Raw genomic sequence first — 13,002 nt, forward strand, 5'->3', positions numbered from 1 at the left:
AGGGGGAAAAAACATGAACGCAGCGGAGCTTCAGCAGGCGCGCCAGCACGCGGTCGCCTTGATGCAACTGGCCAAACCCCGGGTGGTGGGGCTGATCGTGTTCTGCGCGGTGATAGGCATGTTCCTGGCGGGGCCGGGCTGGCCGGACCCGGCGCGCTTGTTGCCGGCCACCGCCGGCATCGCGCTGGTGGCCGGCGCGGCGGCGATGATCAACTGTCTGGTGGAGCGCACGGTGGACGCCAATATGCGCCGCACCGCCTGGCGCGCCACCGCGCGCGGCGAGGCCGGCGCGGCCGAGACCCTGATCATCGCGCTGACCGCCGGCGGCATCGGCATGGCCTTGCTGGCCGGCCTGGTCAACGCGCTGACCGCCTGGCTGACGCTGGCCACCTTCGTCGGTTACGCCATCGTCTACACCTTGCTGCTCAAGCCCAACACGCCGCAGAACATCGTGATCGGCGGCGCCAGCGGCGCGATGCCGCCGGTGCTGGGCTGGGCGGCGATGACCGGCGAGGTGCACGCCTTCGCGCTGGTGCTGTTCCTGATCATCTACGCCTGGACGCCGCCGCATTTCTGGGCGCTGGCGCTGTACCGCCGCGACGATTACGCCCGCGCCGGGCTGCCCATGCTGCCGGTCACCCACGGCCAGCGTTTCACCACCTTGTCCATCTTGCTGTACTCGCTGCTGTTGTCGGCCATCACCCTGCTGCCGGTGGCGATGGGAGCGGCCGGCTGGCTCTATCTGCTGGCGGCGCTGGCGCTGGACGCTCGGCTGCTCTTCCTTGCCGTGCGCCTGCATCGCCAGTATGCTGACGCTCTGGCCCGCCGCGCCTTTGCCTGGTCGATCTGGTATCTGACCTGGCTGTTCGCGGCCCTGCTGATAGACCACTACTGGCTGATACCCGTTTCCTGATGCGCAAATTGATAAAACTCGCCGGCTGGCTGTTGCTGCCGCTGTGGCTGGCCGCGTGCTCGCCGAATGAACCCAAGCTGGATTTGAAAGGCACCGACGTCGCCGGCGCGTCGATAGGCGGCGATTTCACGCTGACCGACCATCAAGGCCAGCGCCGCAGCCTGTCCCAATACCAGGGCAAGGTGGTGGCGCTGTTCTTCGGCTACACCCATTGTCCGGACGTTTGCCCGACCACCATGCTGGAATACGCGGCCGCGGTGAAGCAGCTGGGCGATAAGGCCGACCAGGTGCAGGTGCTGTTCGTCAGCATCGATCCCGAGCGCGACACGCCGCAGGTGCTGGCCGGCTACGTGCCGCATTTCAACCGCGGCTTCATCGGCCTGACCGGCACCGCCGGCGAGGTCGAACAGATCAAGAACCAGTACAAGATCGTCGCCCAGCGCGTGAGCCAGCCGGGCGGCGGCTATAGCGTGGACCACAGCGCCGGCTCCTATCTGTTGGATAAACAGGGCCGTTTGCGGGTGTTTGAAGCCTATGGGACGCCGTCGGCGAGCTTGGCTCATGATATTGGACAGTTGTTACGCTAAACTTGGCGTATCGGAAACTGACGCAGACATGAAAGTCGGATCAAAGTGAGCAACGACCATAACGCTGGCGCAACATCCGGCTCGCAGCCATCGTTGGATCTCGCCAAATACACGCTGTCCACGTCGGTGGAGATCGCCCATCACCTGGCCGGCATCGCCAAGAACGGCCACATGGTGACGGTGTTTTCCAACAAGGGGAAAACCTTCATCCTGACCCGCTTCCTGGAAGTGGACCACAAGGCGGGCACGCTGGTGTTCGACTGGGGCGCGGATCCGGAGACCAATGAGCATCTGCTGGCCAGCGAGCGCAATGTCTTCGTCTGCTCGCCGGAAGGCGTCAAGACCCAGTTCGTCACCGGCCAGGTGCGGCGCGTAGACTGGGAGGGCCAGCCGGCCTTCCAGGCCGACCTGCCGGAGCAGGTGATCAAGCTGCAGCGCCGCGAATTCTTCCGCATCCAGACCCCGGTGGCCAGCCCGGTGATGTGCCATGTGGCCGACTATCCGCACAAGCCCATCGATCTGCCCCTGTTCGACGTCAGCCTGGGCGGCGTCAGCATGTGGCTGCCGCAGCCGGGCACGCCGGGCTTCGACATCGGCCAGCAATACCAGCGCTGCACGCTGGACCTGAAGCCGCTGGGCGCGCTGCATATCGGGCTGGAAGTCCGCCACCGGCTGGCCGCCAAACTGCGCAACGGCAACGAGGCCGTGCGCATAGGTTGCTCCTATCTGGGGCTGACGCCGGCGATGGAGACGCTGATCCAGCGCTACGTCGGCCTGCTGGAGCGCGAACGCCGCGCGCTGGTGGGCTGAGCCCGCGCCTTCCGTTTTAACTTCGATTTCGTCATTCTTGCCGCAAGACACCATGAAGCTGACTATTGCCCTGTCCAAAGGGCGCATCTTTGAAGAAACCCTGCCTTTGCTGGCCGCCGCCGGCATTTTGCCGGCGGAGGATCCGGAAGCCTCGCGCAAACTGATCATCGGCACCAATCATCCGGGCGTGCGGCTGGTGATCGTGCGCGCGTCCGACGTGCCGACCTATGTCCAGTACGGCGCCGCCGATCTGGGCATCGCCGGCCGCGACGTGCTGATCGAGCACGGCGGCGCCGGCCTGTATCAGCCGCTGGATCTGAATATCGCCAAGTGCAATATGATGGTGGCTGTGCAGAACGGCTTCGACTACGAGGCCGCGGTGCGCCGCGGCGCGCGCTTGAAGATCGCCACCAAGTATCCGCAGATCGCGCGCGAGCATTTCGCCCGCAAAGGCGTGCACGTGGACATCATCAAGCTCTATGGCTCGATGGAGCTGGCGCCGCTGGTCGGCCTGGCCGACGCCATCGTCGATCTGGTGTCCACCGGCGGCACGCTGCGCGCCAACGATCTGATCGCGGTCGAGCACATCGTCGACATCAGTTCGCGGCTGGTGGTCAACCAGGCCGCGCTCAAGCTCAAACACGACGTGATCCAGCCGGTGCTGGACGCATTCGCCGGCGCCGTGCCGGCCTGAGGTCCGCTCCATGCTGAAACTGTCATCCTCCCAAGCCGATTTCACCGAACGCCTGCAGGCGTTGTTGGCGTTTGAAACCGCGCAGGACCCGGCCGTCGACGCCGCCGTCGCCGCCATCTGTGATGAGGTCAAGGCGCGCGGCGACGCCGCGGTGATCGAGTACACCAACCGCTTCGACCGCATGAGCGCGGCCTCGATGGCCGAACTGACGCTGTCGCGCGAGCAACTGGAAGCCGCCTTCCATCGGCTGAGCGATCCGGTGCGTCACGCGCTCAGCACCGCCGCGGAGCGGGTGCGCCGCTATCACGAGAAGCAGCTGGCGCATTCCTGGAGCTATCAGGACGAGGACGGCACCTTGCTGGGCCAGCAGGTGACGCCGCTGGACCGCGTCGGCATCTACGTGCCGGGCGGCAAGGCCGCCTATCCCAGCTCGGTGCTGATGAACGCGATGCCGGCCAAGGTGGCCGGCGTAGGCGAAATCATCATGGTGGTGCCGACGCCGGACGGCGAGCGCAACGATCTGGTGCTGGCCGCCGCCTATATCGCCGGCGTCGACAAAGTGTTCACCTGTGGCGGCGCGCAGGCGGTGGCGGCGCTGGCCTACGGCACCGAAACCGTGCCCCAGGTCGACAAGATCACCGGCCCCGGCAACGCCTACGTCGCCGCGGCCAAGCGCCGCGTGTTCGGCGTGGTGGGCATAGACATGGTGGCCGGCCCGTCCGAGATCCTGGTGATCTGCGACGGCGACACCCCGCCGGACTGGGTGGCGATGGACTTGTTCAGCCAGGCCGAGCACGACGAGATCGCCCAGGCCATCCTGCTGTGCCCGTCGGCGGACTACATCGCCCAGGTCGAGGCCAGCGTCGCCAGGCTGCTGCCGCAGATGCCGCGCCGCGCCATCATCGAGGCCAGCCTCGGCAATCGCGGCGCGCTGATCCAGGTCGGCGACCTGGCGCAAGCCTGCGAGATCGCCAACTACATCGCGCCCGAGCACCTGGAGCTGTCGGTGGCCAATCCGGACGAGCTGTTGCCGCTGATTCGCCACGCCGGGGCCATCTTCATGGGCCGCTTCACCTCGGAAAGCCTGGGCGATTATTGCGCCGGCCCCAATCACGTGCTGCCCACCAGCCGCACCGCGCGTTTCGCCAGCCCGCTGGGAGTCTACGACTTCCAGAAGCGCAGCAGCCTGATCCGGGTGTCCCAGGCTGGCGCGCAGACGCTGGGCCAGGTCGCCAGCCTGCTGGCTCACGGCGAAGGCCTGAGCGCGCACGCGCGCGCCGCGGAGCTGAGGCTGGACGTCTAGCGCCCGAAGCAAAACGCCGCGCCATCGCTTACTCTGGATAAGTAACCGGAGAAGGCGATGGCTGGGCTGCAACGCATCATGGCCGGACTCTGTCTGGCCTTTTTCCTGTCCGCAGCGGCCTGGGCGCAGCCGCGGGTGCTGGTGGTGGAGAGCTATCACAGCGACTACCCCTGGGATCAGGACTACCGCCGCGCCTTGCAGGAGCGGCTGGGCAAGCGCGTGCAGCTGAGCCATTACGCGATGGACACCAAGCGTCTGCCGCCGGCCCAGCATCAGGCGCGCGCCGACGAGGCGCTGGCGCTGGCGGCGAAAATAAAGCCGGACCTTGTCATCGTCGGCGACGACGCCGCCTTGCAGAGAGTGGGCAGCAAGCTGGCCCAGCAGGGCGTGCCGGTGATCTATCTGGGCATCAACAACAATCCGCGCAACTACTTCCCGGGCGCGGTGACGGGGGTCAGCGGCGTGTTGGAGCGGCCCTTGATCCTGCGCAGCGTCTTCGAATTGGGCAAGACCGTCCAAGGGATGCGCAACGCGCTGGTGTTGTTCGACGACGACCTCACCTCGCGCATCATCCGCGACGAAACCTTCGGCGGCCGCGACGCCATGTTGTTGTCCAATATCCACGTCGACCTGGCGCTGACCGGCTCCTACGCCGAGTGGCAGCGGCGGGTGCTGGGCGCCGCCGGCCGTTACCAGGCGATCTGGGTGGGCCTCTACTTCACCCTGCGCGACGCCGGCGGCAAGGTGGTGCCCGGCGACGAAGCGCTGCGCTGGACCGCCGCCCACGCCAAACTGCCGCTGTTCGCGTTCTGGGATTTCTCCGTCGGCAAGGACAAGGCCGCCGGCGGCCTGGTGCTGTCCGGCTACGAGCAGGGCCGCGAGGCGGCCAAGCTGGCCGAACAGGTGCTGTTCCGCGGCCAGCCGGTGGCCAGCCTGTTCCCGGTGACGCCGTCGGAAGGCCGCTATGTTTTCAGCCGCGAAGGGCTGGCGCGCGACGGCGTGGAGCTGCCGCCACGGCTGCGGGAACGGGCGAACTGGGTCGAGTAGCTGAAAGCGAATGAACACGCTACTATAGCTTTTCGCCGTTTCCGATAACACGGCTCCGTCCGCGGGGCTTTTGTTGGCCGCGAGGCCGATTGCGAAGTCATGAAAAAGTCCGTCCGACAGCTGGTGCGCGATGAGATCGCCGCCATCAGCGCCTACCCGGTAGCCTCCGCCGACGGCTACATCAAGCTGGACGCCATGGAGAACCCGTGGCCCTTGCCGGCCGACTTGCGCCAGGAACTGGCGCGGACCTTGGCCGACGTCGCCGTCAACCGCTATCCGGATCCGTCCGGCGGCACGTTGAAAGCCCAGCTGAAGCAGGCGTTCTCGATACCCGAGCCGGCCGAAGTGCTGCTGGGCAACGGCTCCGACGAGCTGATCACCCTGGTGGCGCAGGCGCTGGCCCGCCCCGGCGCCAAACTGCTGGCGCTGGAGCCGTCCTTCGTGATGTACAAGATGAACGCGCTGTTCTCCGGCCTCGACTACGTCGGCGTGCCGCTGCGTTCCGATTTCAGCCTGGATCTGCCGGCGACGCTGGCGGCCATCGCCGAACATCAGCCGGCGGTGGTGTTCGTGTCCTACCCCAATAACCCGACCGGCCCGCGTTTCGCCCGCGCCGAGGTGGAGGCGATCTGCGAGGCCGCGCCCGGCCTGGTGGTGGTGGACGAGGCCTATCAGGCCTTCGCCAGCGACAGCTTCATGAACCTGGCCGGCCTGCGCGACAATCTGATCGTGATGCGCACGCTGTCCAAGCTGGGCCTGGCCGGCATCCGCCTGGGCTACGCCGCCGGCCCCGCCGCCTGGATCCGCGAACTGGACAAGGTGCGGCCGCCGTACAACATCAATGTGCTGACCCAGGCCGCCGCGCGCTTCTCGCTGCGCCATATCGAGGTGTTCAACCGCCAGGCGGCGGAGCTGTGCGAGGAACGCGGCCGGCTGGCCGCCGGGCTGGCGCGCCACGCCGCCATCGAAGCCTTCCCGTCGGAAGCCAATTTCATCACCGTCCGGGTGCCGGACGCGCCGGCCTTGTACCAGCATTTCAAGGCCAGCGGCATCCTGATCAAGCAATTGCACGGCAGCCACCCCTTGCTGGAGCGATGCCTGCGCCTGACCGTGGGCGCGCCGCAGGAAAACGACGCCATGCTGGCGGCCCTGGACGCTTACTTCGCCTGAGCCATGAGAACCGCAACCGTTACCCGCAATACCCTGGAAACCCAGATCACCGTCAGCCTGAATCTGGACGGTGCCGGCGTAGGCCGCTTTGAAACCGGCGTGCCCTTTCTCGACCACATGATGGACCAGATAGCCCGTCACGGCCTGATTGATCTGGACGTGGTCGCCCACGGCGACCTGCACATCGACGCCCACCACACGGTGGAGGACATCGGCATCACCCTGGGCCAGGCCTTCGCCAAGGCGATAGGCGACAAGAAGGGCATTCGCCGCTACGGCCACGCCTACGTGCCGCTGGACGAGGCCTTGAGCCGGGTGGTGATCGACCTGTCCGGCCGCCCCGGCCTGTCGTACAACGTTGAGTACACCCGCGCCAGCATCGGCCAGTTCGACGTCGACCTGTTTTCCGAGTTTTTCCACGGCTTCGTCAACCACGGCATGGTCACGCTGCACATAGACAATCTGCGCGGCGTCAACAGCCACCATCAGGCCGAGACCATCTTCAAGGCTTTCGGCCGCGCTTTGCGCATGGCCTGTGAGGCGGATGAGCGCATGGCCGGACAGACGCCGTCCACCAAGGGCACGCTGAGCGCATGATCCGGCCGGTCCCCGCAGCGGCGCGGGCGGCCGCGGCGGTTTTTTTCAGGACTCCGGCGGCACTCGGCTGGAGTGCTGCCACCCCCGAAGCGAGTTTGTAGGATGGCGATGAAAGTTGCAGTAGTGGATTACGGCATGGGCAATCTGCATTCGGTGCTCAAGTCGGCGCAGGCGGTCAACGACATTGGCGCGGACATCTTTCTCACCAGCGAGCCGGAGGCCGTGCTCAAGGCGGACAAGGTGATCTTCCCCGGACAGGGCGCGATGCCGGACTGCATGCGCGAACTGAACCAGCACGGTTTGGCCGAGGCGATAAGGGAAAGCACCAAGAGCAAGCCGTTTTTTGGCATCTGCGTCGGCGCGCAGCTATTGTTCGAGGAAAGCGAAGAGGGGCCGACCCAAGGCCTGGGCCTGTTTCCCGGCAAGGTGGCGCGTTTTGCCGCCGGGCTGCGCGACGCCGAAGGCGAGCGGCTGAAAGTGCCGCACATGGGATGGAACCAGGTGTTCCAAACGCAGGTCCATCCCTTGTTCGCCGGGATCGCCGACGGCGAACGTTTCTATTTTGTGCATAGTTACCACTTTGCGCCGGCCGATGCGGGCCTGACGCTGGCGGAAAGTGAATATCCAGAGCGGTTTTCCTGTATTGTCGGTCGTGAGAACATCTTCGCAAGCCAGTTCCACACCGAAAAGAGCCACCGGGCCGGCCTTCAGATGATGAAGAACTTCCTGGCCTGGGACGGCAGTGTTTAACTCACGTTTGATTTAGCACCATGCTGCTGATACCCGCGATAGACCTGAAAGACGGTCAATGCGTACGCCTGAAACAGGGCGTGATGGACGATGCCACCGTTTTCTCCGACGACCCCGTGCAAGTCGCCGCCCATTGGCGCGATCAGGGCGCCCGGCGCCTGCATCTGGTCGATCTCAACGGCGCCTTCGCCGGCAAGCCCAAGAATCTGGCGGTGATCCGCGACATTCTGGGCGAAGTCGGCGATGACATGCCGGTGCAACTAGGCGGCGGCATCCGCGACCTGGACACCATAGAGAAGTACCTGGACATGGGCTTGTCCTACGTGATCATCGGCACCGCCGCGGTCAAGACTCCGGGCTTCCTGCACGACGCCTGCGACGCCTTCCCCGGCCAGGTCATCGTCGGCCTGGACGCCAAGGACGGCATGGTGGCGATTGACGGCTGGGCCAAGATCACCAATCACAAGGTGATCGACCTGGCCAAGCGCTTCCAGGACTACGGCGTCAATTCGGTGATCTACACCGACATCGGCCGCGACGGCATGATGAACGGCGTCAACATCGACGCCACCGTCAAGCTGGCGCAGGCGCTGACCATCCCGGTGATCGCCTCCGGCGGCCTGAGCAATCTCGACGACATCCGCGCGCTGTGCGCGGTGGAGGACGAGGGCGTCGAAGGCGCGATCACCGGCCGCGCGATCTACGAGGGCGGCATCGATTTCGCCGCCGCGCAGACCCTGGCCGACGAATTGTCGGCATAAGCCGACGCCGTTTCCAGAATCACCAAGCCATGCCGGCCCGGGCGCCTTAGAGCGTGTTTACGATCTAGCGAGCTAGAGCGAGACAAGGCGAAAACGTCTGAGAAAGCGGAATGTACACGTGGTACATGAGCATTTCGAAGACGCACTCGCCGTGTCGCGTCTCACGACGCGCAGCAGATCGTGAACAGGTTCTTGGCCCGGGCCGGTCGGCCGTTTGCCGGACTCCTTATGCTTGCCAAACGCATCATCCCCTGTCTGGACGTGACCGCCGGTCGCGTCGTCAAAGGCGTCAACTTCCTGGGTCTGCGCGACGCCGGCGACCCGGTGGAAATCGCCCGCCGCTACAACGAGCAGGGCGCGGACGAACTGACCTTTCTGGACATCACCGCCAGCTCGGACCAGCGCGACATCATCCTGCACGTGATCGAATCGGTGGCGGAGCAGGTGTTCATTCCGCTGACCGTGGGCGGCGGCGTGCGGGAGGTGGCGGACATCCGCCGCCTGCTTAGCGCCGGCGCGGACAAGGTCAGCATCAACACCGCGGCGGTGACCCGGCCGCAGCTGGTAGGCGAGGCGGCCGATCGCTTCGGCAGCCAGTGCGTGGTGGTGGCGGTGGACGCCAAGGCGGTGACGCCGGAGAACGACCGTTGGGAAGTGTTCACCCACGGCGGCCGCACGCGCACCGGCATCGACGCGGTGGCGTGGGCGCGCCAGATGCAGCAGCTGGGGGCCGGCGAAATCCTGCTGACCAGCATGGACCGCGACGGCACCAAGATAGGTTTCAATCTGGAACTGACGCGCGCGGTGTCGGAGGCGGTGGACATCCCGGTGATCGCCTCCGGCGGCGTCGGCACGCTGCAGCACCTGGTGGACGGCGTCAAGCTGGGCAAGGCCGACGCGGTGCTGGCCGCCAGCATTTTCCACTTCGGCGAGCATACGGTGGCGGAGGCCAAGCGGGCGATGCGGGATGCCGGCATCGAAGTGCGTCTGTGAACGGACGCGCGCTGATCAACATTCTTGCCGGCGTCTTAATTTGAGGCGAAGCGGGCGCCGCGCTGAATCATTTGCCGCGCCGCCACTCATAGCCAAGGCGCGCGGCGCAAAGGTGAGCGATGAATTGGTTGGATGAAGTCAAGTGGGACGACAAGGGCCTGGTGGCCGCCGTCGCCCAGGACGCCGCCAGCGGCCGGGTGCTGATGGTGGCGTGGATGAACCGCGACAGCCTGGCCCTGACCGCCGAAACCGGCGTCGCCCATTACTGGAGCCGCTCGCGCGGCAAATTGTGGAAGAAGGGCGAGGATTCCGGCCATCTGCAAACCGTCAAGGAACTGAGGCTGGACTGCGACGGCGACGTGGTGGTGATGCAGATCGAGCAGGCCGGCGGCATCGCCTGCCACACCGGCCGCGAGAGCTGCTTCTACCGTCGTTTCGATCCGGCGCGGCAAGACTGGGAAGTGGTGGACGCGGTATTGAAGGACCCGGACGCGATCTACCGCAAGGATTGACTTGCGCGCGGTCAACGCCGCGCGCCGGCTGGCCGTTAGAATGGCAGCCGGCAAGGCGATTGTTATCGTTTTGCCATCGGAACGACATATACTTGCCGGGGTTGCGGCGTAAAGGAATAGCGACATGAGCCAGGATGTGCTGAAAACCATCGCGGACACGCTGGAAGCGCGGCGCGAAGCCAGTTCCCAGTCTTCCTATGTGGCGTCCCTGTTTCACAAGGGCGAGGACGCCATTTTGAAGAAAGTGGCGGAGGAGGCGGCGGAGACGCTGATGGCCTCCAAGGACAAGGACAAGCTGCACTTGGTGCGCGAAGTGGCGGATCTGTGGTTCCACAGCATGGTGTTGCTGACCTATCATGGCCTGCGGCCCGAGGACGTGCTGATGGAGTTGAAGCGGCGCGAGGGTATTTCCGGCCTGGATGAAAAGGCTTCCCGCGCCCCCACCCCTTAAGAGTTAGCGAGAGCGGACAATAATGACAGACTGCATCTTCTGCAAAATCGTGGCCGGACAGATTCCGGCCAATAAAATCTACGAAGACGACGATGTGCTGGCCTTCCACGACATCCGTCCGATCGCTCCGGTGCATTTCATGCTGATTCCCAAGCTGCACGTGGATTCGCTGGCCCATTGCGGCCCCGAGCACGAGGCGGTGCTGGGCAAGATGCTGACCCTGGCGCCCAAGCTGGCGCGCGAACAGGGCCTGGAGGGCGGTTTCAAGACCGGCATCAACACCGGCCGCGGCGGCGGGCAGGAAGTGTTCCACCTGCATGTGCATGTGTTCGGCCACAAAAACTGATTGGCCTATCCGGCCAGGGCGGACGGCCGGGCGGCCTCCGCGGACTAATTCGATTTGATAAGGAAGTGAATCATGGGTTCTTTCAGCATTTGGCACTGGCTGGTGGTATTGCTAATCGTGGTGCTGGTGTTCGGCACCAAGAAACTGCGCAATATCGGCGAGGATCTGGGCGGCGCGGTCAAAGGCTTCAAGGAAGGCATGAACGGCGAGAACGACAAGGCCGCCAAGGACAAGCCGGCTGAAACCGGCCGCATCATCGACGGCGACGCCGACAAGAAATAAGGCGCGGACGGTTCAAGCGTGTTTGAAATCAGCTTTGGCGAAATCCTGTTGATCGGCGTGGTGGCCCTGGTGGTGTTGGGGCCGGAGCGCCTGCCTACGGTGGCGCGCACCCTGGGCGCGCTGGTGGGGCGGGCCCAGCGCTTCGTGGCCACGGTGAAGGCCGACATCCAGCAACAGGCCAACCTGACCGGCCTGAACGAATTGCGGCAGGACATCGAGGACGCGGCGCAGTCGTTCAAAGGCCAGCTCGACTCCGAAGTGCGCGGCGTGCGCGAGGCGATGGAGCAGAACGGCGCCGAACTGCGCGCGCTGGCGGACGAGGCGCGCGCGCCGGTGGACGAGGCGGTCAACGCCATCCACGGCGGCTTGCAGCCGGATCTGCTGGACCCGCTTCCGGCCGACGTCGAGGCGCAGGCCGAGGCGGCGCCGGTCAAGGACGAGAACCAGCTGGATCTGTTCGACGACCTACCGCCGGCAAAGCCGGCTCCCCAGCCGGCGGATCCGCCATCGCTGCGCTGAGGTCGGTTGCACCCGGCCGGGCGGGACTGGCGCCCGCTTCGGCCGTTCCTGAATCCATTGGAAATCCCGCGCATGAATGAACAACCCTTGCTCGCGCATCTGATCGAGCTGCGCACCCGCCTTGTGCGGGCGCTGCTCGGCGTCGCGCTGGTGTTTCTCGGCCTGTTCCATTGGTCCGGGGATATCTACCACCTGCTGGCCAAGCCCCTGCTGGACGCGCTGCCGGCGGGAGCGAACATGATAGCCACCGATGTCACCGCGCCCTTTTTCGTGCCGGTCAAGGTGACCATGCTGGTGGCCTTTCTGATCTCGCTGCCCAACACCCTGTACCAGATTTGGGCCTTTGTCGCGCCCGGACTCTATCACCATGAGAAGCGGCTGGTGCTGCCGCTGGTCGTGTCCAGCCTGCTGCTCTTCCTCATCGGCATGGCTTTCGCCTATTTTCTGGTGTTCCCGGTGGTGTTCGGCTTCCTGTCGGCGGTGACGCCGGCCGGGGTCAGCATGATGACCGATATCGACAAATACCTGTCCTTCGTGCTCGGCATGTTCGTGGCCTTCGGCGTCACTTTCGAAGTGCCGGTGGTGGTGATCCTGCTGGTGCGCATGGGCGTGGTGTCGGTGGAAAAACTGCGCCAGGGCAGGCCTTACGTGATTGTCGGCGCCTTCGTGGTGGCCGCCATCGTCACGCCGCCGGACGTGCTGTCGCAAACCCTGTTGGCGGTGCCGCTGTGGCTGCTGTACGAAGCGGGCATCCTGATGGCGGTGTTCCTGGGCCGCAAGAAGGCGCGCCCTTTGCTGGAGGACGGTTCATGAATCGAAACGCCTGGTATTACGGCGCGTCGGCGTCGCTGATCGCGCTGATCCTGCTGTGCCTGGCCTGGGAGCTGTGGCTGGCGCCGCTGCGTCCGGGCGGCTCGCTGCTGGCGCTCAAGGCGGCGGTGCTGCTGCTGCCGCTGCGCGGCATTCTGAGCCAGCGTCTGTACACCTACCAATGGGCCAGCATGTTCATCCTGGCCTACTTCACCGAGGGCGTGATGCGCGGTTGGGCCGATCGCGGTCTGTCGCAGCAACTTGCATGGGGCGAAATCTTCTTAAGCGGACTATTCTTCGTCTGTGTATTGGGCTTTGCCAGAACCTTCAAGTTGTCGCGTCAGCCGCAGTAGACCCCGCGCGCAGCGTAAAGGAAGCCGTCAGCTCATGCTGACGGCTTTTTTTGCGTCCGCCGCGCATGCGGTGAGCAGACTGTGAAACTTGCCGGAGTCATGCG

The 13,002-nt window shown here is 65.3% G+C and carries 18 protein-coding genes; all 18 read left to right on the forward strand.

The window, feature by feature from the left end; all coding sequences use genetic code 11:
- Nucleotides 1-13: 13 nt before the first annotated feature.
- The 18 genes from VK98_RS04955 to VK98_RS05040 all read left to right on the forward strand — a co-directional run bounded on the left by VK98_RS04955 (nt 14) and on the right by VK98_RS05040 (nt 12,898).
- Nucleotides 14-913, forward strand: a complete 900-nt coding sequence (locus VK98_RS04955; RefSeq protein WP_019102802.1) for a heme o synthase — start codon at nt 14-16, stop codon at nt 911-913.
- Nucleotides 913-1,500, forward strand: a complete 588-nt coding sequence (locus tag VK98_RS04960; RefSeq protein ID WP_048412980.1) for an SCO family protein — start codon at nt 913-915, stop codon at nt 1,498-1,500. The genes VK98_RS04955 and VK98_RS04960 overlap by 1 nt, the downstream gene beginning before the upstream one ends.
- Nucleotides 1,501-1,593: 93 nt before the next feature.
- The gene (locus VK98_RS04965; protein WP_231589205.1) at nt 1,594-2,310 is read left to right on the forward strand and encodes a flagellar brake protein; all 717 of its coding nucleotides are present in this window, start codon (nt 1,594-1,596) and stop codon (nt 2,308-2,310) included.
- A 52-nt stretch (nt 2,311-2,362) separates the two neighbouring features.
- Nucleotides 2,363-3,004 carry an ATP phosphoribosyltransferase gene (hisG, locus tag VK98_RS04970; RefSeq protein WP_048412982.1) on the forward strand — a complete coding sequence of 214 codons (642 nt, stop codon included), beginning with the start codon at nt 2,363-2,365 and terminating at the stop codon, nt 3,002-3,004.
- 10 nt (nt 3,005-3,014) lie between these two features.
- Nucleotides 3,015-4,307 carry a histidinol dehydrogenase gene (hisD, locus tag VK98_RS04975; protein ID WP_048412983.1) on the forward strand — a complete coding sequence of 431 codons (1,293 nt, stop codon included), beginning with the start codon at nt 3,015-3,017 and terminating at the stop codon, nt 4,305-4,307.
- 57 nt (nt 4,308-4,364) lie between these two features.
- Nucleotides 4,365-5,354: an ABC transporter substrate-binding protein gene (locus VK98_RS04980; protein WP_053077231.1), complete on the forward strand. Its 990-nt coding sequence runs from the start codon at nt 4,365-4,367 to the stop codon at nt 5,352-5,354.
- A gap of 99 nt (nt 5,355-5,453) precedes the next feature.
- Nucleotides 5,454-6,524, forward strand: a complete 1,071-nt coding sequence (gene hisC / locus VK98_RS04985; protein ID WP_048412984.1) for a histidinol-phosphate transaminase — start codon at nt 5,454-5,456, stop codon at nt 6,522-6,524.
- A 3-nt stretch (nt 6,525-6,527) separates the two neighbouring features.
- Nucleotides 6,528-7,121 (forward strand): imidazoleglycerol-phosphate dehydratase HisB, encoded by a 594-nt coding sequence (gene hisB / locus VK98_RS04990; protein WP_048412985.1) that lies wholly within the window; start codon nt 6,528-6,530, stop codon nt 7,119-7,121.
- A gap of 108 nt (nt 7,122-7,229) precedes the next feature.
- The gene (gene hisH / locus VK98_RS04995) at nt 7,230-7,871 is read left to right on the forward strand and encodes an imidazole glycerol phosphate synthase subunit HisH (protein WP_048413203.1); all 642 of its coding nucleotides are present in this window, start codon (nt 7,230-7,232) and stop codon (nt 7,869-7,871) included.
- Nucleotides 7,872-7,891: 20 nt separating this feature from the next.
- Nucleotides 7,892-8,632 (forward strand): 1-(5-phosphoribosyl)-5-[(5-phosphoribosylamino)methylideneamino]imidazole-4-carboxamide isomerase, encoded by a 741-nt coding sequence (gene hisA / locus VK98_RS05000; RefSeq protein ID WP_048412986.1) that lies wholly within the window; start codon nt 7,892-7,894, stop codon nt 8,630-8,632.
- Between the two features lie 228 nt (nt 8,633-8,860).
- Nucleotides 8,861-9,625 carry an imidazole glycerol phosphate synthase subunit HisF gene (hisF, locus tag VK98_RS05005; protein ID WP_048412987.1) on the forward strand — a complete coding sequence of 255 codons (765 nt, stop codon included), beginning with the start codon at nt 8,861-8,863 and terminating at the stop codon, nt 9,623-9,625.
- Nucleotides 9,626-9,744: 119 nt separating this feature from the next.
- Complete coding sequence (hisI, locus tag VK98_RS05010; RefSeq protein WP_048412988.1) at nt 9,745-10,137, forward strand: phosphoribosyl-AMP cyclohydrolase; 393 nt, start codon at nt 9,745-9,747, stop codon at nt 10,135-10,137.
- Nucleotides 10,138-10,261: 124 nt separating this feature from the next.
- Nucleotides 10,262-10,588: a phosphoribosyl-ATP diphosphatase gene (locus VK98_RS05015; RefSeq protein ID WP_043589545.1), complete on the forward strand. Its 327-nt coding sequence runs from the start codon at nt 10,262-10,264 to the stop codon at nt 10,586-10,588.
- Between the two features lie 22 nt (nt 10,589-10,610).
- A complete protein-coding gene (locus VK98_RS05020) occupies nt 10,611-10,934 on the forward strand; it encodes a histidine triad nucleotide-binding protein (RefSeq protein ID WP_048412989.1) in 324 nt (107 codons plus the stop codon).
- Nucleotides 10,935-11,006: 72 nt separating this feature from the next.
- Entirely contained in the window at nt 11,007-11,216 is a 210-nt protein-coding gene (gene tatA / locus VK98_RS05025; protein ID WP_043589548.1) for a Sec-independent protein translocase subunit TatA, read from the forward strand.
- An 18-nt stretch (nt 11,217-11,234) separates the two neighbouring features.
- On the forward strand, nt 11,235-11,735 hold the full coding sequence (tatB, locus tag VK98_RS05030) for a Sec-independent protein translocase protein TatB (protein WP_048412990.1): 501 nt from the start codon (nt 11,235-11,237) through the stop codon (nt 11,733-11,735).
- A gap of 72 nt (nt 11,736-11,807) precedes the next feature.
- Complete coding sequence (gene tatC / locus VK98_RS05035; protein WP_048412991.1) at nt 11,808-12,548, forward strand: twin-arginine translocase subunit TatC; 741 nt, start codon at nt 11,808-11,810, stop codon at nt 12,546-12,548.
- Nucleotides 12,545-12,898 (forward strand): DUF2069 domain-containing protein, encoded by a 354-nt coding sequence (locus VK98_RS05040; protein WP_048412992.1) that lies wholly within the window; start codon nt 12,545-12,547, stop codon nt 12,896-12,898. The genes tatC and VK98_RS05040 overlap by 4 nt, the downstream gene beginning before the upstream one ends.
- The last annotated feature ends 104 nt before the right edge of the window (nt 12,899-13,002 follow it).

Origin of the sequence: Chromobacterium sp. LK11, assembly GCF_001043705.1 — a bacterium.
Lineage (GTDB): Bacteria > Pseudomonadota > Gammaproteobacteria > Burkholderiales > Chromobacteriaceae > Chromobacterium > Chromobacterium alkanivorans.

What these genes read in the sequence shown, in the direction of transcription:
- VK98_RS05020 (WP_048412989.1), top strand. Translation starts at nt 10,611, where the DNA reads ATGACAGACTGCATCTTCTGCAAAATCGTGGCCGGACAGATTCCGGCC.
- VK98_RS04960 (WP_048412980.1), top strand. Translation starts at nt 913, where the DNA reads ATGCGCAAATTGATAAAACTCGCCGGCTGGCTGTTGCTGCCGCTGTGG.
- hisB (WP_048412985.1), top strand. Translation starts at nt 6,528, where the DNA reads ATGAGAACCGCAACCGTTACCCGCAATACCCTGGAAACCCAGATCACC.
- VK98_RS04955 (WP_019102802.1), top strand. Translation starts at nt 14, where the DNA reads ATGAACGCAGCGGAGCTTCAGCAGGCGCGCCAGCACGCGGTCGCCTTG.
- VK98_RS05015 (WP_043589545.1), top strand. Translation starts at nt 10,262, where the DNA reads ATGAGCCAGGATGTGCTGAAAACCATCGCGGACACGCTGGAAGCGCGG.
- VK98_RS04980 (WP_053077231.1), top strand. Translation starts at nt 4,365, where the DNA reads ATGGCTGGGCTGCAACGCATCATGGCCGGACTCTGTCTGGCCTTTTTC.
- tatA (WP_043589548.1), top strand. Translation starts at nt 11,007, where the DNA reads ATGGGTTCTTTCAGCATTTGGCACTGGCTGGTGGTATTGCTAATCGTG.
- hisG (WP_048412982.1), top strand. Translation starts at nt 2,363, where the DNA reads ATGAAGCTGACTATTGCCCTGTCCAAAGGGCGCATCTTTGAAGAAACC.
- hisH (WP_048413203.1), top strand. Translation starts at nt 7,230, where the DNA reads ATGAAAGTTGCAGTAGTGGATTACGGCATGGGCAATCTGCATTCGGTG.
- hisF (WP_048412987.1), top strand. Translation starts at nt 8,861, where the DNA reads ATGCTTGCCAAACGCATCATCCCCTGTCTGGACGTGACCGCCGGTCGC.
- hisI (WP_048412988.1), top strand. Translation starts at nt 9,745, where the DNA reads ATGAATTGGTTGGATGAAGTCAAGTGGGACGACAAGGGCCTGGTGGCC.
- hisC (WP_048412984.1), top strand. Translation starts at nt 5,454, where the DNA reads ATGAAAAAGTCCGTCCGACAGCTGGTGCGCGATGAGATCGCCGCCATC.
- tatC (WP_048412991.1), top strand. Translation starts at nt 11,808, where the DNA reads ATGAATGAACAACCCTTGCTCGCGCATCTGATCGAGCTGCGCACCCGC.
- hisD (WP_048412983.1), top strand. Translation starts at nt 3,015, where the DNA reads ATGCTGAAACTGTCATCCTCCCAAGCCGATTTCACCGAACGCCTGCAG.
- hisA (WP_048412986.1), top strand. Translation starts at nt 7,892, where the DNA reads ATGCTGCTGATACCCGCGATAGACCTGAAAGACGGTCAATGCGTACGC.
- VK98_RS05040 (WP_048412992.1), top strand. Translation starts at nt 12,545, where the DNA reads ATGAATCGAAACGCCTGGTATTACGGCGCGTCGGCGTCGCTGATCGCG.